Origin of the sequence: Enterococcus sp. M190262 (genome assembly GCF_005843965.1) — a bacterium.
In the GTDB taxonomy this organism is placed as follows: domain Bacteria; phylum Bacillota; class Bacilli; order Lactobacillales; family Enterococcaceae; genus Enterococcus_D; species Enterococcus_D gallinarum.
On the sequence record NZ_CP040461.1, the window covers coordinates 1754945 to 1775465 of the forward strand.

Here is a 20521-nt window from a genome sequence, read left to right on the forward strand (position 1 = left end):
ACAAATAAAAAAGGGGGATTTAAACTTGCTATTATTTTGTTAATCCTTACAGATGAAAAAAAAGTAAGAAAAATTGGAGATGAAAATGAAGAATCAAAAAGAACTCATTCGTAGGATCATCGCGAGTTTCTTCCTGTTGTTCATCGTTGAGATAGGAAAGCATATTCCGATTCCTTTTTTTATTTCAGAAAAGATACCAGAGGAATCAACTAGCTTGATTCTGAAATTCTTAGCAACATCAACCGGTGGAAATTTCACTGTTCCAACGCTTTTTTCTTTAGGAATGGGACCGTATATGACTGCTCTGATCATCTGGACAACGATCAGCATGATTGATACAGAAAGTATCGGAAATCTTTCCACAAAAAGAATCGGCTATATTCAACGTTGTTTGACTCTTTTATTTGCTGTCCTTCAAAGTTGCGCATTAGTGTTAAAATTTCGTTCATCAATGATCGATCAAAAAGCTGTTGGGGGATCCGTTGTCCTGTTGTTTTTAGGAGCAGTCCTTATTTTGACTGCTGGAGGATTGTTCGTTGCGTGGCTAGCCGATATCAATATCGACAAAGGAATCGGTGGTCAAAGCTTGTTTATCGTTCCAGGTCTATTGATGAACATCCCAGCTATGTTAATTTCGGGACAAACAGAATCCGTCCACTTGAGTCAAAATTTTATGATTGGTTTGGTTATAGTGACTTTAATCTTTATTTATCTAACGCTTTTCCTTTACAGTGCAGAATACCGCATCAATATTGAACGGACAGGTATTGATAGTCGCTTCAACAATTCGTATATTCCCATTCGTCTTTTGCCTGCAGGAGCGATGCCGTTTATGTTTGCGGTAACCGTCTTTTCAATGCCGCAGCTTTTACTCTTGAATGAAAAGTGGGGAGACACAGGCTTTTCGAATTTTATTACGACTTACTTTTCATTTAATAATGTGCGGGGTGTTTTCACTTATGGTCTGATTCTCTATGTTTTAGGTTATGGATTTAGTTTTATTAACGTTCGACCTTACGATATAGCCAAAAATCTTAAAGAGACAGGAGACTATATTTTAAATATTGCACCTGGTAAACAGACGGAGAGATATATATTGAAGCGATTATCTACGGTTGCATTGCTTGGCAACAGTTATCTTGTGATCATTTCAATGATTCCGTTATTGATTGGGTTGCAAAATCAGATCATTTCCAACTTAGCTTTTTATTTTGGAAGTATTTTTATGTTGATCATTATTTTAGAAACTATCACAAATGAAATACGCTTCCTCTTTTCCAGACGCACTTACCGGATTTTTTAGAGGATGTTAGGAGGCAATTCTTTGAATTATTTTATTCCCGATTGGACGACCAGCAGCGGCAATTTAGAAAGTGACTACATGATGAATGTCATTCAGCTTTTCAAGAACAATCGAGAACCGTACCACTTATTGTTATTGGAACATATCCCGTTTTTGCGCTATAAAATGCATGCGTATGGGTTAGAAGCAGCTCAGATGACTTCGCTTTACGATCGCTTGCAAGATATTCACAAGATCAATGGGTTTCCTTTAGATGTAGATGACTTGCCTCTTTCTCACAATGTGGAGAAAGTCTATACGCCTTTTGGTATCACGTTGATCAAGGAAGATCAACCATTTGGTGAAATTCGTTTCAATGCTTTTGGCTTTGCGGAACAAATGTATTTAATGACGGACCCTTACCGACAAATTCTCTTCTTCGATGATCGAGGATTTATTTCTGCAAAATCATTGCAGACAGACAATGGGGAACAAGTAAAGAGGATTTACTATAACGAATCGGGAATGGAAAAATGTGTGGAATACTTTGGAGAAAATCCGCATGTTGAGCTGATTGATTCTCAAAGAATTGGACTAAAGAAAAGTCAGTATCGAAGTATGGAGGATCTTCTCTTAGAAATGATGAATCAATTTCAATGGAATAGTGAATCCGAAGATCAACTGATCTGTTTGACAAATGAGCGGAATCTGCGATTGGTCAAAACGAATGAGCAACGAAAGCGAGTGATTCAGATCGTTTCTGATGCTCACCAACTTTCAAAGTGTGCACCAGAGGAAAAAGCAGAATTGTGGGCAGCCGAAAATAAAATTATTACTGATTCCACTAGTAATCAAACAGCGCTCTTGTCTTTAATGAGACATTCCGGTGTCAATGACCCATCTCGTATACAGCGCATACCTATTTACACAACTTCTTTCCATCTAGGCAATAGCAACTCCATTCCGCAGCTGGTTCTTTATTGGAACGCCGGTGAGCTTAACGAAGACGTTCTGAGAATCCATCACTTATTGCTGCAAAAAGTCATTCAAAATGATCGTTATGACTTAATTATCGAAACGACGACATTCCAAAGCGAAGTCGTTTTACGTGAAGCACAAAAAGAAATGGTTGATACTCACTTTGGTGTCGATAGTGAATCTGAGGAGTATCAGAAGGTACTGAAGTATTTTGAAGCAAAAAAAGCCAAGAAGTTATTTAAAACAGATGAAGAGGCGATTGAAGAGATTCGAGAAAGCGAAAACTGGAGAAATCTGGTAGAAGCAGTTGATGTCAACTTCAGGATTCACTTTCGATTGGATTCTCACCTCACGACGATTCGACAGGATTTTAATGAGACACGTTTGTATATTGATTTGTCTGCTGAAGTTGATGTGCAGAAACAAGCATTGGCAGTAAGCGCAGGAATTCCTCAGCTCGTTCGGAAGAAAACCGATTATGTTGATGACCAAAAGAATGGGCAAATCATTGGTCAAATCAGAGACCTAGATCCAGCAATCGCTTTTTATATGGATGATTTAAACAATTGGAACCAAGCACTAGTAGAAAATATCAGTTATATTGAACGATTTAGCGAAGAAAATGTCATCAAACAATGGAGGGATCTGCTCTATGGCGTCGTCTAAACAAATAAAGATATTCCATATTGCGGCTGCAGCTGTTTCTTCAGAGTGGCAAAAACAGCTTTCTTCTTTGTTTGTTTATCAATGGCTTCCGTTAGCCTATGATTTCAGAAAAGATGAGCAGGAACTGCAGCTGTTCGAGAAAGACAAATATAACAGCAAGTACCATCGAGCCCTTTTTCTACTAGAGAAAGATGCGTTGATTCTTGAAGACAAGGAGCTATTGGAACAACTGCCAGCCTATCAAATCTTTTACGAAAAAAAATGTCAGCTGTCTCCCGAAGTTCAAGCGCTCTTCACATTAAAAGCAGCAAAACTGTTTGATGAACAACAGTTGGAAAATGTTTTTAGTAGCATCAATGAACAATTTTCAGCGAAGCAGCAAGGATATAAGTTATCGATGGATCACATGAAATTTAATAAAGATGTATCGTTGCAAATCACTAAAGAAGGACATGCAGCTTGTCAGGTAAAGGCACAATTGACACCAGATTATCAGCAAATCACTACTTGGAAAATGACGAACCTGATCCCTAAAGAGGAACGGACATGTTTTTATCCCGAGATCGCAAATATCCAAGGAGAGGCGATACTGAAGATCAAACTTTTTTTCATCAAAGAAAACACAAATCAGGTCATTCAAGTGATTGAGATCGCCCACGATCGCATCCTAAATGGGGATCCGATTTACTTCAAATTGGATCAACAGGCATACATCAACGTCTCATTGTATGCCAAAGGAAATCAAGGACAATTTACGATCGGACAAATGCACTTGCGACGAGCAATGGCAGATGAAAGTGTCATGATTCCAGGGGGCGGCCGGATCCGGGATGATGAGCATCTGGGCGGAGAAGTGATCTATTACTTTAATCCAGGAGACCTAAAACCTCCATTAGCGGTTTATTTTTCCGGATATCGCTCTGCTGAAGGATTCGAAGGACGTGGAATGATGGGGAGCATGGGCTGTCCTTTTTTGCTGATTGGTGACCCCCGTCTAGAAGGAGGAAATTTCTATCTAGGCAGCCAGAAATTTGAACAAGAAATCGTAACAATCATATTAGAAAAACTAGCATTGTTGGGATTTCAAAAATCGGATCTCATTTTGTCTGGATTGTCGATGGGCACTTTTGGCGCTCTTTATTATGCGAGTGATTTGAGTCCAAACAGTGTCATCGTAGGGAAACCGTTGACGAATCTTGGATCTATTGCACTCAATGAACGCATTAATCGGCCAACAGGATTTCCAACCTCATTGGATATGCTGCTTTACAATATTGGCTTTGTTTCAGAAGAAGCAAGTAGTCAATTGAATGGACGTTTCTGGGAAAAGTTTAAAAGTGGAGACTACAGGCAAACGACATTTGCTATCGCCTACATGAAACAAGACGATTATGACATGGAGGCATTTCCAATGTTATTTGAATTTCTAAAAAACAATTTTCCCATGACTCGTGTTCTATATAAAGGCATGATAGGCCGTCATAACGACAATAGTCCCGCCATCAACAATTGGTTTTTGAAACAATACAAGAATATTCTTGTGCATACATTTCATCGGAATATCAAGAAAATTTTATAAGAAATGGGGGAGTCGATGAATAGCATGTACCGTATCAAGTGGGGGATCGACTTTAATGATAATTACAATTATGGCGCAAAAATAGCCTACACATCCTCTGGTGACGTCGCTTATTCTTCACCTCTGATGCCTCCTGGCGTCAGTATTAAGTCCTGGTATTCGAAAACAGAATTTCACAGTAGTCGAAAATCACCTATGTTGCCGATGTTGCTGCCTGGACACGAGTACGAGTTAACACTTCATGCTGAATTCGATCGTAAAGAAGCAGTCCAGCTGCTGGTGGAATTTTTTGATAAAGACGGCTTTTTTCTTGAAAAACTGGTCTTCGAAACAACCCAGGAGAGCTTCCGTTTTCCACAAAACGCCACTGATTACCAAATTCATATGGTAAACAAAAAGCACCAACAGATTCTTTTTAAGGAATTGGTTTTATCCACTAAGGAGAACCAAGCTTTGGCGGTGGTTCCTATAGGAGCAAACTCAGGCTCAAACTCAGGAGCAAACATTGTTGCAGTTACTCCGTTGGTGGGGGAAAGTGCTGCATTATCGGTCGTATTCGAAAAACAGAATAGTTATGTCAAAGAATATTCACTTCCTGATTGTGAAGCGGGATTATTTATTGAACCCGGTGTTACGGCTGCTTCATCGTTTTTGGAAGTTTTGCTTGAACAAATCTATCAGCGAATCGATAATCCTGATCAAATCACCCTTAAAATGGGACAAAATTTTTCTTTACTGGAATCCTGTTATCACGATGATTTTTCTATACTGGCTTTATTATTTGCAAAACCAAACAAAGAAACTGAGTCAACTGAGCTTATGCATCGTTTGCAGAAAAAAATCGTACTTAATCGAAGGGCACTGAATGTATTAGAAAATTTAAAAGAAAATAGAAAAAAATCAACCTAAATAAAAGGGGGACATCATGAATTTTTTTGTAAATAAAGCAATGGGAATCGGCAATTCTGGTGTGGAACATGCACAGTTCTACCGTGCTGCTTGTTTTGATAGAAAAAATATTCCGTATAAATATATTTTTATGGAATTAGTAAAGAATCTACATGAAGCGATGGCAGCTTGGAAGATACCAGACAATAAAGTCATCTCCATGTGGGAATATTTTGCCCTAGAAGGTGACTATTTAAGACAAGGAGCTAAAGCGAATTTTACCGCGAAACAGGATCTCTTGGTAGACGCCACGAACACGCATAGGATTAAAGAAACCATCACATCATCAGGATTGAAAATCGTTGAGCACATGGAAAAATCCCCTAGCCGAAAAAAAGAAGGGTTATTGCTAGTTTCAGATTATCGGGTAGAGATTTTTGACTATCGAACGAATCAAAGAAAAATCATGTACAGCTATCGCAATGATCCTCATCGAGGAAGAGTGATGACGAATATTCACTTGTTTGCTTTTAAGGGCAAACATCGCTTCTTTAGAAATGAAGTCTTGCTGCAACGCTTTTTCTTTAAACAATTGATGGAAGAGTTCCCAGAAATCAAAACTATCATCATTGATCGAGGAGAAGAAAGTGAGGCCGCCTTATATGATCATTGTCCTCCAGAAATCAAATTGATCGAAATAGTACATGCTGATCATTTATCTGATCGTGATGTACCTCGTGCACCTCTTTGGAACAATTATTATGAATATGCATTGACGCATTTAGAGCAAGTTACTCACATCGTTGTTGCGACAGAATTGCAGAGACAAGATCTACTGATCGATTTTCCAAACGAATCCGAAAAAATTGTGACGATCCCTGTGGGGGGGATTCGCGATATGACAGAAGAATCATTTGAAAAAGGCAAACAACAGGCGGAGAAGTTTGTGACGGTCTCTCGCTTGGCATCAGAAAAGCACATTGATCTTGTGATACGTGCAATTGCTGCAGCAAAAAAAGAACATCCAACGCTCTCTTTAGATATCTATGGTCAAGGCGGAGAAGAAAGCAAGTTGAATGCAATAATCAAAGAGCTAAATGCAGAAGAATATATTCAATTAAAAGGCCACTCCCATGCGATCAATGAGGTATATCCCAATTATGATGCCTTTATTTCTGGCTCTTTTTCAGAAGGATTTGGATTGACCTATATCGAAGCATTGAATGCGGGATTACCAATTGTGACGTACAAGGCACGTTTTGGGGCGATGGAGTTGATCAAAGAAGGGGTCAACGGGTATTTGAAAGACTTTTCCAGAAATGATGATACCTACAATGTCCAGCAACTAACAGAAGGAATTCGTCAGTTAGTCGCTACTGATTTAAACCAACTTAAAGCCAACACCCGCAAGTCTGTCCGGATGTTTCAAGACTCGATAATTGCAGAGAAATGGAGTGAGTTGATCGATGCATTATGAATTAGTCACTGTAATCCGACCCAATGACCGGATATGGATGACACAAAAATCACGAATCAAAGAAGGAAACCAAGTGTTGTCTATCTCACCAAGTCCAAATTTTCAAGCGATGCTTCAAAAAGAAGCGGTGCAGGGAATAAATATTTTAGATCAAGTCACACAACGGAGCCACGATCCAGAAACCTTTTTATTTTTTAACCAAGTCCCAACGGCTTATTGTACAGAAGTCTATATGAACGAAGATCGTACCATTTCGTTGATTACAGACGGGGATGAAATAGGCAAAGTGAGCTTATACCCTATGACTAGAAGACATGTCAAAGAGGTACGGTACTTCTATCCGGATGGTACGATAGACTTCATTGAAGAATATGCCGCTGACGGGAAATTGTTCTCAACTATTTATTATTGTAACGATCAGGTTCAAGAGATTGCTTTTTTCAATGATCAGCAGCAAAGCATCTTGAATTATTACTTTTATCAGGGAGCAATCAACTTGGTCACGATTCGTGATACTGCAACATTGAAGGTAACCCAGAAATTTAATACAACACTTGATTTCATTCGGGAACAGTTAGCTTTGCGGTTAACAGAAAATGATACCGTGGGAATTTCATACATGGGATTAGAATTGTTCGCTTTAGCAACATCTAATTCAAGAAATACCCTGTATCTAGAAGAGTCGCCTCTTGATGGAAAAGGGAATATCAAAGGAAATTTAATGAGTATTTTAGATGATCACATCCCTTACATCCATAGGGTGGAAGTGGATCAGAAGAATTATCACCTATTGGCAAATAAGAATGTTTGCATGGACAAAGTTGTCTTGAAAGGATGAAGACGAAATGAAGAAAATGAAGGTCAATGAATTGTATGAGCAAATCATGTCATTAATCAAAGAAAACAGCGGATCCATGCTCTCTTTTGAGAATGAGCAGGAGGAGGCAAAGCGCATCCTGCATCAACAAAAAGAATTGATTGATCAATTGATTCAGATCAATCAAGAGATGAAAGCAATGATCAATAAGTCAGAAAATGACATCGATCTAAATGAGATCCAATCGTTAAAAAAACAATTCAATGCGTCTTTTGAGCAGCAACAGGAAGAGCAAAACAGATTGCAAATGATTTATGAAAAACTCTTTTCTGCTTACGAGGTTGAAAAGCAAATGCTTCGGACGTATTTCTTGAATGAAACCGATCAGATCATTGATATGTTGACCTCAACCGTAGAAAGACAGGATAGCGAAGTGAGTCAATTGAGTCAAGAGCTGATTCATGAATTGCGTTCATTAGAAGAAACAGAAGTAGAAGCTAATACAGGTGCAGAGGAAAACGAACCAACAGAAAACGTTGCAGAAATGAGTGAGTCGCTATAGCTGGCAACTGATCAAATCCAATAGTTAAACACTGTATTCTTCATAGTTGTTAGCTGGAAATAAACTGGGGAGAGGTGATTTCGTTGGCAAATAATCAGTTAGATAAAACGATTCAAGCAGGATTTCAAGAAGAACGAGAAAACGTAAGAGATCACTCGGAAGAGAAAAAAAAAGGGAAAGCTGTCACCATCGTGCTTTCCTTGGTTATGTCGATCGTGATCCTTGGATCGTTGGTCTATTCTTTGTTGGAAGCATTACAGAAGTAAAAATTGGAAATAGGTCCTGCATTTTAGAAAAAAGGATTTGAAAAATATGGAAACTAGATTACTAAGCGTTTGTCGATTAATCAGTACGATCAACCCAGACTTAAAGATACCTGATACATCAGTAGTTGCTGTCAATATTGATCGCGAGAAATTAGAAGAAATCCGCAAATGTAAAGGTCTATCTGTGAAGTCTTTTGAAAGAAAGATTGGGTTATCTCGCTCACGATACTATAGGTGGGTACAATATGAAATCGACCTGCCTTTCGAAATGGTTGTTGGAATCAAGAAAATGTTGAGCATATCAGATACCGAATTGTTAGACATGTTTGCTATGTCAACAGATGAACAACTTCATCTATTAAGTGTACTGATTTATAGCTCTTTATCAACGAAAGAGGACATGTTCGTCACCTTTCTCAAAGTCAGAAAAGAGTTAGAAAAATTTCGTCCTGCTACTGAGGATAATGTGATGTTTAAACTTATGCTGGCCTATTCTGACCTCGTGTTCGGCTGTATGAACCAGAAAGTCCCACAAGCAAGTTTAGAGATGCTTGAAACATTTTTTCTCGGAACTGATTTTTATACATTGTTTGATAGTCTCTTATATTTGGCTACGTTGCGCATCAAACATCGCTATGGATTGCAATCCTCTTCTTTAGAAAAACAAATGTTTCTGTTAGAAAGCTGTCTATTAAAGAAAATAAATGCAACTGACTTTACTGAACTGCGACCAGTTTTAGTAGGAGCCGTATTGGATTTGTCGGAATGTTTGGTAGATATGCAACGCTGTGAAGATGCCATTCAATTGCTTCAACATGCGAGTCGTTTAATGGAAGAACATTGGCATATTGATGTCTACAATCAAACGGTTCTAAAGCTAGTCAAATATCTGATCCTTACAAGGAATACTTCGCAAGAAGATCCAGCTGTGCAACTGTTTTCCAAAAATTTGAAAGGTGCAGAATGGTGCTTACCAAAAGATGAAGTGATGTTTGTGCGAGCAATGATGGAAAAGGAGATGGGGCAAGCGTGAATCGGTGGGTGACGACGATCATTGAATCGAATGCAGCAGATTCAGTCAAAAAGGCGAAAGCAGATGTTTGTGACATTGCCAAGGGGATGGATTATCAGCCTTTATATATTTATCGTTATATCGATGAGAATGAAGATGATTACGCACTTACCTCGAGGATCGATGGCATTACAGCTGGTGTTGCCAATCAAGATATGGTGGTCTACCAATATCCAAGCTATAATGGTGCCCATTTCGATCGGATGTTTTTACAAAGAATGAAGCAAAGAGGGATCTATACGATCTTATTCATCCATGATGCTGAGATGTTGCGAGGGAATGTCGACTTTGATGAAGCTGCTCTTTTCAACGAAGCCACATTATTAATCGTTCATAGTCAAGCTATGCAGACAGCTTTAGTCGAACGAGGAGTGACCCGAAAAATGGTCCAAAAACCGTTTTTTGACTATCGACACAAGGAAGTAAGTGTCAGTCATGAGCGGCCAGAAAAACGAGTTGTCTTTGCAGGGAATTTAGCAAAAACCCTTTTTTTACAGCAATGGCCCAATCGCACTGAAATTCTCGTATATGGTGAAAAGAATGATCGCCCTTTTGGCGCAAATGTCCATTATTGTGGTGTATTTGAGCAAGAAGAATTGATTCGCAAGATGGAGAAGAATGGCTTTGGTCTTGCGTGGGATGATAAATTGCCAGCTGGTGGTGACTATCAACAGTACACGAAGTATAATGCGCCTCACAAAATTTCATTGTATCTCTCATTAGGCATCCCTGTCATTGTATGGCAACAAGCAGCCATAGCAGAGATGGTACAGAAACTAGGACTTGGGATTGTTATCGCTGGGATTGAAGAAATTGACCATAAATTAGGTGAGTTAACAGATGAAGAAATGCTGCGAATGAAGAACAATGTTCTTTCATTTAGTTGCTTACTGCGATCGGGAATATTTACTAGGACTGCACTAGTGGATTCAGAAGTAAAAATACTCCTAAACAAAGGGGCAAATCAAGAATGACACAATCGATGATCACAAAGAAATTATCCGCAATCGTCCAGATCAGCGAGCTAGACCAGATGCTAGCAGAGATGAATCAAACGATCGAACAACGGGATAGTAAAATTGAGCGATTAAAGCAAATGATCTCAGAAAAAAAACAGTCCACCATTGGGTATCGCGATTTTTTTATTCTGAAGAACAGTCAAGATGAGCTGAGAGATCTTTGCCAAAAAATTGACTTGCAGCGGGTCAAAGTCAATGACCTTTTGGAACATGTACGCAATACAAAAGCGATTTTCAACGATTTGTTTTTTTTAGAAACAGAAGTCAACGAACAGGCGAAGAAAATACAAGAACTGTCAAATGCATTCTTTATTCAAGCGGAGACAAAAGAGTAGCGGCTGAAACAACAACAGAATGTTTGGGGAGCAAGAAATCATGACAAATAGGGAAGTTAGGAGGATTAGTGTGGACAAAATCATTGCATTAGACATTGATGAATTTCGAGTAGGCGTCGTTGGCTATGGTTATCAAGATGTCAGAAGTTCTGTTTATTCAGAAGTCAAAAAAAATAATCTGCAGTATCTTTTAGGAAAGAATAATGAACCGACCCACTCCAAAAACAAAGTTGGGGAACGAATTCTTCTCGGGGGAAGCGAGCAAGAAATTACTTGGGGCTTCGACAAGTTATATAGTCGACGTTCGAAGGCTTACCAAACCTTTGGAAATCCATTGGCAGCCATTGGAGACCAAAATTTTAAGACATATATCAAAACGATACTTTCTTATTTAGTAGAGAAGAGAACCTCGCTTTTCACTGAAATTGCAAAGGATTGCTTTAGCTGCTCATTGTGCATTGGCGTAGCAACAGAAAGTTTTGACCAGCTGGCAGAAATCGAGAGGCAACTGGCAGATGAATTCGAGACAGTCGTTAATGGTACCCACTATCGGATACGAATCGAACGAGTAAAACTGATTCCCAAATCGCTGGCTGTGATTTTTGAAAGTAGACGAAACGATATTCATTTAATGTTAGGCGTTGAAGAAATTCTGGCGGGATTGACTTATGTGTTTGAGATTAATGATCATTATCTAACTTGTGACAGTTATGAAAATGGCGAACTGATCAAAAGTACAAAAGTTACAGACGGCTTATATGAATTAGCCGGCAACGTGGTACAAGCTTACCAAGAAAATGAGGGAAATCATCCCACGCCAACTTTTGATTTGGATGCTGGGGTAATCTACGATATGCTGGTCACAACGAAGAAGAACAATCCATTTATTGTGACGATCAATGGACGTCAGACCGTCGATTTAACCGAAATCGTTAAAAAAGAGCTGACGGCTTTGACGGATCAATTCATTGATTATGTCAATAGTGATCAGGATATTCAATATGCGGATACAATACTGATCCGGGATATTTCTGCAGGAACGATCAATGAAAACACAGTGAATCAGGTATTAGCTAAAATGGGGCTATCTTGTAAAGTGTTTAATAATAAAAATGCGCTGGGAATGTATTTATTTGGGGAATTGTTCTGGCAAGACCAACCGAAGGCTTCGGCTGATCGCTTTGAGGATAGCCGTCCATCAGCTATGAATCATGGTTTTTCAGAACCGGAAGTGCGTGCAGAATCTGCACCAATCGAAGAGTACGTCGAATCAACTAACCAAATTGATTCCGAGCTATCAGAAGTTACCGAGCAAAAGAGTCATTATCGAAGCTCATCTGTGGAAGCAATTTTTGCAGAACAGTCAGAATTGCTTAAATTCTTGATCAATGATGACAAGGAGCCTTCCATTTAGCAATGAAAAAGAGAATTTTGATCGATAAACGATCAAGATTCTCTTTTTCTCGTGATTGGGTTTTTTTGCTTAAATCCGATACTCGAATAGGGCAAGAATTGGTCATCGGCAATCATCTGTCAGCCAAACTGTCGCAGATGAATGAAGGATCATTCTGTGCTTTAATCTTCTTCGGAGGTTTGCTCCTTCTGATTGCTGGTATCTTCAGCTACCGTCACCGTAAAAAAATCTTTGGGGAAAATCAATTTATCTGGTTCAGAAATGTTTTTTCTCAAAGTTTTTTGATTACTGGTTATTTTATAAGGACACCTAAAATCTGTTTAAATTTTTGGCTCATTTGCTGTGCAGATGGTACACTAGAGTCAAGGGAGGGATCCTATGCTTTGGCTGATAATTGTACTTATTGGACTGATTGCTGGGTTATACTATATTTACCGAACTGCAGTCCTAAAAAAAGGTGTACGTTATTTTGTATCTGCTCTGATCATGCGCAATAACCATTGGTATGAAAAAGAAGGCAGAAAACAACTTGTTCCTTCGGGACAGCGATCACAGGAAGCACCTTCAACTTTCTGGCAAGAAGGGTCCGAATGTACCCTTACTGCAACGGATGATGTTCTGTTACATGCACGGGTCTTTGATCAGTGTGCCAAAACATGGGTGATTTGTCTTCATGGCTATCGCAGTTCTGGACAAGTCGATTGTCAAGATGCCGCGGAACGCTTGTGGCAAGCCGGACACAATGTCTTAGTGCCAGATCTTCGCGGACACGGGCAAAGTGAAGGGCTTCAAATCGGGTTAGGCTGGTTGGATCGCTTAGATCTGATTCTCTGGATCGAGAAATTAGTTGAAAAAGATGCGCAATGCCAGATTTTCTTGTATGGTCAAGGGATGGGGGCCGCAACAGTCCTCTTAGCGAGTGGAGAAGTATTGCCTATTCAAGTTCGAGGATTGATTGCAGACAGCAGCTATACCTCGATCTATAGTTTGATACGAGCCAATTTACCGCGTCTTTCTGGATTACCCGTCAAACGGTTCCTGCGTATGGCAAATCGTTACAGTAAACAATTAGTAGGGTACCCATTTCTACAGATCTCTGTCACACGCCAACTAGGCAGTAACCATTTACCTGTTTTATTTTTACATGGTTCTGAAGATCCATTTGTCTCAGCAGAAGAAACAGACACATTGATGGAAGCAACTGCTGGGGAAAAAAAACGAGTCATTTTTCCAAAGATGGGCCATCTTCAAGCGGTCACAGAAAGTCCAGAATATTGGCCGACTATTCTACAATTTATCCAGGCAACAGAGTAATAGTGCATTTGAATTTTTTTAACTAGAAAGGAATGTGAAAAAATGGAAATCAAAGAAGAAAACAAACGTTTTGCCTTATACGATGACGGCAAAGAAATAGGAGAAATCACCTGGCAAGAGGCGCCAGACGATGTGTTGGTGGTTGATCATACATTTGTTGATTCTGCGTATCGCGGTCAGAAGTTAGCACAAAAGTTACTGAATGCGGTGGTAGAAAAAGCGCGCCGCGAAGATCGAAAAATCATGCCAGTTTGTTCATTCGCTGTCAAAGAGTTCAAAGAAAAATCAGAATATGATGATGTATTGGCTCGCTGAATTTCGGTAGAAAATGATTGAGACAACAGTCGTGCAACAACGATCTTTATGTTGCTGTACGGCTAGTGTCTTTTTTTGTTCTGGGATTTAGTAGTTGTCTTGTTTGGATGCAGGGAACATCGCCATAGCATCAATAAAATATACTGGAAAAAAGGTCCCGAATGTGGTAGAGTTAGAAGGACGATTCTAGCAAGCAAGGAGGAGCTATCGTGTACAATATATTATTAGCAGCAGTGATTGTGATTTCTGTGATCATGGTTATTACGATTATGATGCAACCAAGCAAACAAAATAGTGCTGCCAGCGCGTTTACGGGTGGAGCAGACCAATTGTTCGGTAAACAAAAAGCGCGTGGATTTGAAGCGGTAATGCAACGTTCAACTGCCATTTTAGGCTTTGTATGGATGGTCTTGCTATTTCTTTTGGCCTATTTGTCATCAAAATAATTGGATGAAATTTGGAACCTCTCGGCTGCGAGGGGTTTTTTCTTTGCCAAAAATCTTATGAACGCATTTATCGTTGAAATCATCGAACTATGGTAGAATTGGACGTGAGGTGAAACGAAGAAATGAAGAATTTTAACCAACCAAAACCAGTGTTTGCTCCCCACGGAGATCGGGCAGTGATTTTGTTCCATGCTTATTCTGGTAGTCCCAATGATGTGCGGATGCTTTGCCGGTTTTTAGAACAAAAAGAGTATACTGTTTATACACCGATGTTTTCGGGTCATGGGACAACAAACCCTGAAGATATTTTGAATCAAGGGATTCAACAATGGCGAGCAGATGCCAAAGCAGCGATTGAATTTTTGAAAGAAAAAGGTTACCAAAAAATTGCTGTGTTGGGATTGTCAATGGGAGGCATCTTTGCCATGAACAGTTTGACACAAGCGGAACCTGCGCTAATCGGTGGTGGGCTATTCTGTTCACCGCTCTTTGAAACAAAGAATGATGTGCCGCGAAATTTTGAAAAATATGCAGAAATGATTCTGCAATACTCTTCTTATTCATCCGAAGAGCAGCAAATGATTTTGGCTCGCGTACCGCAACAAGTCAGAGACCAGCTGCTAGAAATTGAATCGATTGGGCAAGAAACAGCAACTAATCTTGACACGATCGATGTGCCTGTTTTTCTTGCACAAGCAGGAAGAGACCGTATGATCGATCCCCAGACGGTTTTTCGCACAGCAGCAGCATTGTCTCATGTGCCCTACACATTACAGTGGTATCCACATAGTGGACATGTAGTGACTGTCGGCCCAGAACGAAAAAAATTAGAACAAGATGTTTGGGCTTTTCTGGAAAGCCTCGCTTGGGAAGGGTAAAAAATGAAAGAGACGATTAAAACAAAAATTATTCAGTTCATGGAAGAAAGCCGCAAGAAAAGCTTTTCCATGGAAGAAATTGCCGAGGCATTGCAACTGCAAAAAAGCGAGGATTTCAAAAATCTTGTTCAAACAGTAGCCGCAATGGAACGAGAGGGGAGCATTCTCTTCAATAAGAAAGGCAAAGTCAAATTGCCAATGCAGCGAGTCTTAGTTGAAGGAACATTCCGAGCAAACGAACGAGGCTTTGGATTTGTGAGTATCGATGAGGAAGAAGAAGACATCTATATTCCTAAAGAATCGACTGGCTATGCGATGGATGGAGATACAGTTGCTATCGACATACTTCATGCTGCTGATCCTTTTTCCGATAAAGGGGCAGAGGGCAAAGTCGTTGAAATCCGCAAACGGGCAGTCACACAAGTTGTCGGTGAGTTTACACTCTTTGATGAAGCGGAGATCCAAGAAACAGACCTCTATGGAGTCGTTCAGCCAAAAGATAAAAAAATGAATGAGTTAAAAGTATTCATCGGTGCAGAAGGCGTTCGTCCGGTAGATGGCAGCATTGTGATCGTTGAGATCACTCACTATCCGGAGAAAGGCTACTCTAAAAGCTTGGAAGGACTAGTCAAAAAAGTAGTTGGTCATAAAAATGATCCTGGAATGGATATTTTGTCGATCGTCGTAGCTAACGGTATTCCGACAAAGTTTGAAGAAGCAACATTAGCGGAAGCTGATGCAGTTCCTGATGCCATTGATCCGGCACAATTCCCAGAACGTCGTGACCTGCGGGAACAATTGATTGTCACGATCGATGGGGCAGATGCGAAAGACCTTGATGATGCGGTCACCGTTCGTAAATTAGCCAACGGCAACTTTTTCTTAGGGGTCCATATCGCAGATGTTTCTTATTATGTGACAGAAAACAGTGCCCTAGACAAGGAAGCTTTTGAACGAGGCACCAGCGTCTATCTGACCGATCGGGTCATTCCTATGATCCCTCAGCGGCTGTCAAATGGTATCTGCTCACTGAATCCTCACGTTCCGCGGTTGACAATGAGTTGTGAGATGGAAATCGATTCTTCAGGTAAAGTGATCAAACATGAGATTTTTCAAAGCATCATTCAAACAACAGAACGAATGACTTATCAAGCAGTAAATGAAATCTTGGAAGACCAAGAGCCTGAGACAATGGCTCGTTATGCCTCGCTTGTTCCGATGTTTAAGGAAATGGCTGAATTGCATCAAATCTTAGAAGCGATGCGCGTTCGGCGGGGGGCAGTTTCTTTTGAGGATCGTGAAGCCAAAGTATTGGTTGACGAAGCAGGGCATCCTCAGGACATCCTTCTTCGCGAACGAGGAGTTGGCGAACGATTGATTGAGTCCTTTATGCTGGCTGCTAATGAAACAGTGGCAGAGCATTTCAACAAACGTCGATTGCCGTTCATTTATCGGATCCATGAAGAACCAAAAGAAGAAAAAATGCGGCGCTTTTTTGATTTTGCTTCTGCGTTAGGAATTGTTGTCAAGCAGACAAAAGGCTCCATCACGCCCAAAGATCTACAAAAAGTCGTGGAAGATGTTGCAGATAAACCTGAAGCGATGGTGGTCAACACCATGCTGTTGCGAAGTATGCAACAAGCAAAATATTCTGAAGATAACTATGGGCATTATGGACTGGCTGCAGACTACTATACCCACTTCACATCACCGATCCGCCGATACCCCGATTTGATCGTTCATCGGCTGATTCGTTCATACAGTACGGATCCGTCAGAAAGCAATCAAGAAAAGTGGGAGCAGAACCTTCCAGATATTGCTTTACACAGTTCACAAATGGAGCGAAGAGCAGTGGAAGCAGAACGTGAAGTAGATGCTCTTAAAAAAGCTGAATTTATGGCCGATAAAGTAGGAGAAGAGTTTGACGGGATTATTAGCTCAGTAGTAAAATTCGGACTTTTCGTGGAGTTGCCGAATACCATCGAAGGGTTAATCCATATTACTGCATTGAAACAAGATTACTTCCATTACTTGGAAAACCACCTCGCATTAGTAGGTGAACGTACTGGGCAAACGTTTAAGATCGGACAAAAAGTCCGCATCAAAGTGATCAAAGCGGATCCAGAGACTCGCGAAATCGATTTTGAATTGATTGAAGCAGAAGAAGTCATACGAATCCAACAGCCTAAAAAAAAGCAAAATAAAGAAAACAAACAGCGAAGACAAACCTCAGATCGACAGAAAAAAGAAAATTTACGGGGAAAATCTTCTCGTAAAAAGAAAAAAAACGGAAATTCAAAAAAGAAACCTTTCTATAAAGGAATTAAGAAAAAGTAGGAGGGATGACCGTTGCCTAAGGGAGAGGGCAGACTAATTGCCCAAAACAAAAAAGCTCGTCATGACTACACGATCCTTGATACGATCGAAGCAGGGATCGTGCTGCAAGGAACTGAGATCAAATCGATCCGCAACAGTCGGATCAATCTAAAAGACGGCTTTGTTCGTATCCGTAATGGAGAAGCCTATTTGTATAATGTTCATATAAGTCCTTATGAACAGGGGAACATTTTTAATCATGATCCTTTGCGTACAAGAAAATTGTTACTGCATAAAAAGCAGATTGCTCGGTTAATCGGTGAAAGCAAAAATACAGGAATGACCATTGTTCCGCTAAAAGTTTATATCAAAGATGGTTATGCCAAAGTTTTGATCGGCTTAGCCAAAGGAAAACGCGAATATGACAAGCGAGAAACCCTAAAACGAAAAGATCAGGAACGGCAAATTGATCGTGCTCTTAGAAACTTTTAATCTTCTAAGAAGTTCTTTTAGAATCATTTAAAGTGTATTGCTTTGAGATTAGGGAAAAATTTGGTAGCATTTAAGGCAAAGGTACTGATGTACCAAGCTTTTCATGAAATTTCACGACAGTGTTTCAATTAAGTTTTTTTTCGAATTTTGGCAGAAAAACTTTTTTGTCTAATTTTCTTGAAAATGCTTTGAAATTTTCTTGTCGTGGTGGTATGATACCGATTGTTATGAGAGGAAACGCATTGTAACACCAGATATTTTCTGGAGATGACAGGAAAAGAGGTGAGAAAGATTGGATGAAAAATCGCTTATGTTTCACATCGGTCCGATTTGGTTTGATGGAACTGTAGCAATGATGACAATCATTTCTTGTATAATTGTTTTTTTGGTGGTGTTCATTTGTACACGAAATTTGCAAATGAAGCCAAAAGGGAAGCAGAACTTTATTGAATGGGTCATTGATTTTGTTCGCGGAATCGTAGCTGACAATATACCAGGATCGCAAGTGAACAACTTTCATTTGCTGGGTGTAACAATGTTTCTTTTTGTGTTTGTGGCGAATGAAATTGGGCTGGTCACAAAGATCGTGACAGCTGATGATGTCTCTTTATGGAAGAGTCCCACAGCGGATCCTTTTGTCACCTTGACACTTGCACTTATGGTTATTAGTTTGACACATTTCTTTGGTATCAAAACGCTTGGTTTCAAAAACTTTATGATCAATTCTTACTTGAAACCAGTTGGTTTCTTATTACCATTGAAAATTATCGAAGAATTTACAAATGTTATTACTTTGGGCTTACGGCTTTATGGGAATATTTTTGCTGGAGAGGTCTTGTTAGGGTTGATAGCGAATATGTTCACAAGTCTAGGTTGGTGGTCATTGCCTATCGCGATGCCGCTTGAAATGATTTGGATTGGCTTCTCATTGTTTATAGGCGCCATCCAAGCCTATGTATTTGTCACATTGACCATGGTATTTATGAGCCACAAAATCGTGGCGGAACACTAATCAAAACAAACACTTTTAGGAGGAAAAACAATATGAATTTCATCGGAGCAGGATTAGCAATTATCGGAGCAGCAATTGGTGCAGGTTATGGTAACGGACAAGTAATCGCCAAAACGATCGAATCAATGGCACGTCAACCTGAAATGTCAGGTCAATTACGTTCAACAATGTTTATCGGGGTAGCGCTAGTCGAAGCTGTGCCTATTTTGGGGGTAGTTATCGCGTTGCTATTAGTCTTCCAAGGCTAAACGTGAAAAAGGCAGAAACGAACAATGCACTCGTTTTTGCTTTTTTAAATGAGAGAATTACTTTCAGAAAGGAAGAGTCGTTATGCTAAATCACTTGGTTCTAGCAGAAGTAAAAAATGCTATGCTTGGCAATATTATTCTTGTCAGCGGCTCAATTCTTCTTTTGCTATTCTTGTTGAAACACTTTGCATGGGATGCCATTAGTAGCATGATGCAAAAACGGGAAGAAAAAATCGCCAATGATTTGGATTCAGCGGAACAATCCCGCTTGAATGCAGCGAAACTGGAAAAAGAACGCCAAGAAAAATTGGCCAATTCCCATTCAGAAGCTGCGGAGATCATCAAAAGCGCCAAAGACAGCGGAGAATTGAGTCGCCAAAATATTTTGAACGAGACCAAAGAAGAAGTTTCTCGTTTGAAAGAAAAAGCTCACTCAGATATCACGCTTGAAAAAGAAGCTGCGTTAAAAGAAGTCAAAGATGATGTTGCAGATCTTTCACTTCAAATCGCAGAAAAAATCTTGGGCCGTGAATTGACTCCCGAAAATCATGAATCTTTAATTAATCAATATATCGAAGGATTAGGTTCAGTCAATGAAACTCGATAAATTTACTGTAGGTAAACGCTATGGCAAGGCGTTGTTCGAATTGGCGATGGAAGAACAACGAGCTGAAGCTGTTTATCATGAGTTGATGACACTACGTCAGATTTATCAAGAGATTCCGATGTTTGGCCAAATCGTGACCGATAATCGTTTGGATCTTCATGAAAAAAGAAAACTTGTTGATCAGTTATTTAATAACTTTGATGGATTAGTCAAAAATTTTCTTGAGATCGTGTATGAATATAATCGTATGGACGACCTATTGCTGATCATTGATGAGTATGAACGCCGCTATGACGAGCAGCAAGGTTTAGTCAGTGGTACGGTGACCACAGCAGTTGCATTGTCGTCAAGTCAAAAAGAACAATTGTCGAAACAAATCGCGCAGACGCTCGGCTACCAGAAAGCAGTGCTTTCAGAAAAAGTTGATCCAGCCATTTTAGGTGGGGTCATCGTGGAAGCCAACCATCAAGTGATCGACGGTAGTATTAAGAGCCAACTGGATTATCTGCGACAACAGATCGGCAGATAAACAAGAGAT

At 39.8% G+C, this 20521-nt stretch carries 22 protein-coding genes; all 22 read left to right on the forward strand.

The genetic code is table 11. The features are described from left to right. Positions 1 to 85 precede the first annotated feature (85 nt). Positions 86 to 1303: an accessory Sec system protein translocase subunit SecY2 gene (locus tag FE005_RS08205; RefSeq protein ID WP_103300955.1), complete on the forward strand. Its 1218-nt coding sequence runs from the start codon at positions 86 to 88 to the stop codon at positions 1301 to 1303. Positions 1304 to 1324: 21 nt separating this feature from the next. Beyond that, positions 1325 to 2926 (forward strand): accessory Sec system protein Asp1, encoded by a 1602-nt coding sequence (gene asp1, locus FE005_RS08210; protein WP_230321091.1) that lies wholly within the window; start codon positions 1325 to 1327, stop codon positions 2924 to 2926. Further along, positions 2913 to 4505: an accessory Sec system protein Asp2 gene (gene asp2, locus FE005_RS08215; protein WP_138371632.1), complete on the forward strand. Its 1593-nt coding sequence runs from the start codon at positions 2913 to 2915 to the stop codon at positions 4503 to 4505. The genes asp1 and asp2 overlap by 14 nt, the downstream gene beginning before the upstream one ends. A 15-nt stretch (positions 4506 to 4520) precedes the next feature. After that, entirely contained in the window at positions 4521 to 5414 is an 894-nt protein-coding gene (asp3, locus tag FE005_RS08220) for an accessory Sec system protein Asp3 (RefSeq protein ID WP_138371633.1), read from the forward strand. A gap of 16 nt (positions 5415 to 5430) precedes the next feature. Next, positions 5431 to 6870, forward strand: coding sequence for a glycosyltransferase (locus tag FE005_RS08225; RefSeq protein WP_138371634.1), 1440 nt, complete (start codon positions 5431 to 5433; stop codon positions 6868 to 6870). Beyond that, positions 6860 to 7708, forward strand: a complete 849-nt coding sequence (locus tag FE005_RS08230) for a DUF2963 domain-containing protein (RefSeq protein ID WP_138371635.1) — start codon at positions 6860 to 6862, stop codon at positions 7706 to 7708. The genes FE005_RS08225 and FE005_RS08230 overlap by 11 nt, the downstream gene beginning before the upstream one ends. 7 nt (positions 7709 to 7715) lie before the next feature. Continuing rightward, a complete protein-coding gene (locus FE005_RS08235) occupies positions 7716 to 8249 on the forward strand; it encodes a hypothetical protein (RefSeq protein ID WP_103300951.1) in 534 nt (177 codons plus the stop codon). A 74-nt stretch (positions 8250 to 8323) separates the two neighbouring features. Continuing rightward, positions 8324 to 8515 (forward strand): hypothetical protein, encoded by a 192-nt coding sequence (locus FE005_RS08240; protein WP_003127570.1) that lies wholly within the window; start codon positions 8324 to 8326, stop codon positions 8513 to 8515. Positions 8516 to 8561: 46 nt separating this feature from the next. After that, positions 8562 to 9548: a helix-turn-helix transcriptional regulator gene (locus FE005_RS08245; protein ID WP_003127572.1), complete on the forward strand. Its 987-nt coding sequence runs from the start codon at positions 8562 to 8564 to the stop codon at positions 9546 to 9548. Further along, the gene (locus FE005_RS08250) at positions 9545 to 10561 is read left to right on the forward strand and encodes a sugar transferase (protein ID WP_081131226.1); all 1017 of its coding nucleotides are present in this window, start codon (positions 9545 to 9547) and stop codon (positions 10559 to 10561) included. The genes FE005_RS08245 and FE005_RS08250 overlap by 4 nt, the downstream gene beginning before the upstream one ends. Then, positions 10558 to 10941, forward strand: coding sequence for a hypothetical protein (locus FE005_RS08255; RefSeq protein WP_003127574.1), 384 nt, complete (start codon positions 10558 to 10560; stop codon positions 10939 to 10941). Before FE005_RS08250 ends, FE005_RS08255 begins: the two co-directional genes overlap by 4 nt. A gap of 70 nt (positions 10942 to 11011) precedes the next feature. Beyond that, the gene (locus FE005_RS08260; protein ID WP_245178480.1) at positions 11012 to 12355 is read left to right on the forward strand and encodes a hypothetical protein; all 1344 of its coding nucleotides are present in this window, start codon (positions 11012 to 11014) and stop codon (positions 12353 to 12355) included. A 378-nt stretch (positions 12356 to 12733) separates the two neighbouring features. Next, on the forward strand, positions 12734 to 13669 hold the full coding sequence (locus FE005_RS08265; protein ID WP_103300947.1) for an alpha/beta hydrolase: 936 nt from the start codon (positions 12734 to 12736) through the stop codon (positions 13667 to 13669). A 42-nt stretch (positions 13670 to 13711) separates the two neighbouring features. Next, positions 13712 to 13984, forward strand: a complete 273-nt coding sequence (locus FE005_RS08270; RefSeq protein ID WP_003127577.1) for a GNAT family N-acetyltransferase — start codon at positions 13712 to 13714, stop codon at positions 13982 to 13984. A 209-nt stretch (positions 13985 to 14193) separates the two neighbouring features. Beyond that, a complete protein-coding gene (gene secG / locus FE005_RS08275; RefSeq protein ID WP_003127578.1) occupies positions 14194 to 14430 on the forward strand; it encodes a preprotein translocase subunit SecG in 237 nt (78 codons plus the stop codon). A 122-nt stretch (positions 14431 to 14552) separates the two neighbouring features. After that, a complete protein-coding gene (locus FE005_RS08280) occupies positions 14553 to 15308 on the forward strand; it encodes a carboxylesterase (RefSeq protein WP_003127579.1) in 756 nt (251 codons plus the stop codon). A gap of 3 nt (positions 15309 to 15311) precedes the next feature. After that, a complete protein-coding gene (gene rnr / locus FE005_RS08285; protein ID WP_103300945.1) occupies positions 15312 to 17645 on the forward strand; it encodes a ribonuclease R in 2334 nt (777 codons plus the stop codon). Positions 17646 to 17657: 12 nt separating this feature from the next. Continuing rightward, positions 17658 to 18116: an SsrA-binding protein SmpB gene (gene smpB / locus FE005_RS08290; RefSeq protein ID WP_003127581.1), complete on the forward strand. Its 459-nt coding sequence runs from the start codon at positions 17658 to 17660 to the stop codon at positions 18114 to 18116. A 292-nt stretch (positions 18117 to 18408) separates the two neighbouring features. Next, positions 18409 to 19128, forward strand: coding sequence for a F0F1 ATP synthase subunit A (gene atpB / locus FE005_RS08295; RefSeq protein WP_003127582.1), 720 nt, complete (start codon positions 18409 to 18411; stop codon positions 19126 to 19128). A 32-nt stretch (positions 19129 to 19160) separates the two neighbouring features. Next, the gene (atpE, locus tag FE005_RS08300; protein ID WP_003127584.1) at positions 19161 to 19376 is read left to right on the forward strand and encodes an ATP synthase F0 subunit C; all 216 of its coding nucleotides are present in this window, start codon (positions 19161 to 19163) and stop codon (positions 19374 to 19376) included. Between the two features lie 82 nt (positions 19377 to 19458). Then, positions 19459 to 19983, forward strand: coding sequence for a F0F1 ATP synthase subunit B (atpF, locus tag FE005_RS08305; RefSeq protein ID WP_003127585.1), 525 nt, complete (start codon positions 19459 to 19461; stop codon positions 19981 to 19983). After that, positions 19970 to 20512, forward strand: a complete 543-nt coding sequence (atpH, locus tag FE005_RS08310) for an ATP synthase F1 subunit delta (protein ID WP_005471844.1) — start codon at positions 19970 to 19972, stop codon at positions 20510 to 20512. The genes atpF and atpH overlap by 14 nt, the downstream gene beginning before the upstream one ends. Positions 20513 to 20521 lie beyond the last annotated feature (9 nt).

Excerpts from the sequence above, each read along its gene's own strand:
- FE005_RS08205 (WP_103300955.1), top strand. The coding sequence starts at position 86 with ATGAAGAATCAAAAAGAACTCATTCGTAGGATCATCGCGAGTTTCTTC.
- asp2 (WP_138371632.1), top strand. The coding sequence starts at position 2,913 with ATGGCGTCGTCTAAACAAATAAAGATATTCCATATTGCGGCTGCAGCT.
- asp3 (WP_138371633.1), top strand. The coding sequence starts at position 4,521 with ATGAATAGCATGTACCGTATCAAGTGGGGGATCGACTTTAATGATAAT.
- FE005_RS08225 (WP_138371634.1), top strand. The coding sequence starts at position 5,431 with ATGAATTTTTTTGTAAATAAAGCAATGGGAATCGGCAATTCTGGTGTG.
- FE005_RS08230 (WP_138371635.1), top strand. The coding sequence starts at position 6,860 with ATGCATTATGAATTAGTCACTGTAATCCGACCCAATGACCGGATATGG.
- FE005_RS08235 (WP_103300951.1), top strand. The coding sequence starts at position 7,716 with ATGAAGAAAATGAAGGTCAATGAATTGTATGAGCAAATCATGTCATTA.
- FE005_RS08245 (WP_003127572.1), top strand. The coding sequence starts at position 8,562 with ATGGAAACTAGATTACTAAGCGTTTGTCGATTAATCAGTACGATCAAC.
- FE005_RS08255 (WP_003127574.1), top strand. The coding sequence starts at position 10,558 with ATGACACAATCGATGATCACAAAGAAATTATCCGCAATCGTCCAGATC.
- FE005_RS08265 (WP_103300947.1), top strand. The coding sequence starts at position 12,734 with ATGCTTTGGCTGATAATTGTACTTATTGGACTGATTGCTGGGTTATAC.
- FE005_RS08270 (WP_003127577.1), top strand. The coding sequence starts at position 13,712 with ATGGAAATCAAAGAAGAAAACAAACGTTTTGCCTTATACGATGACGGC.
- FE005_RS08280 (WP_003127579.1), top strand. The coding sequence starts at position 14,553 with ATGAAGAATTTTAACCAACCAAAACCAGTGTTTGCTCCCCACGGAGAT.
- rnr (WP_103300945.1), top strand. The coding sequence starts at position 15,312 with ATGAAAGAGACGATTAAAACAAAAATTATTCAGTTCATGGAAGAAAGC.
- atpE (WP_003127584.1), top strand. The coding sequence starts at position 19,161 with ATGAATTTCATCGGAGCAGGATTAGCAATTATCGGAGCAGCAATTGGT.
- atpF (WP_003127585.1), top strand. The coding sequence starts at position 19,459 with ATGCTAAATCACTTGGTTCTAGCAGAAGTAAAAAATGCTATGCTTGGC.
- atpH (WP_005471844.1), top strand. The coding sequence starts at position 19,970 with ATGAAACTCGATAAATTTACTGTAGGTAAACGCTATGGCAAGGCGTTG.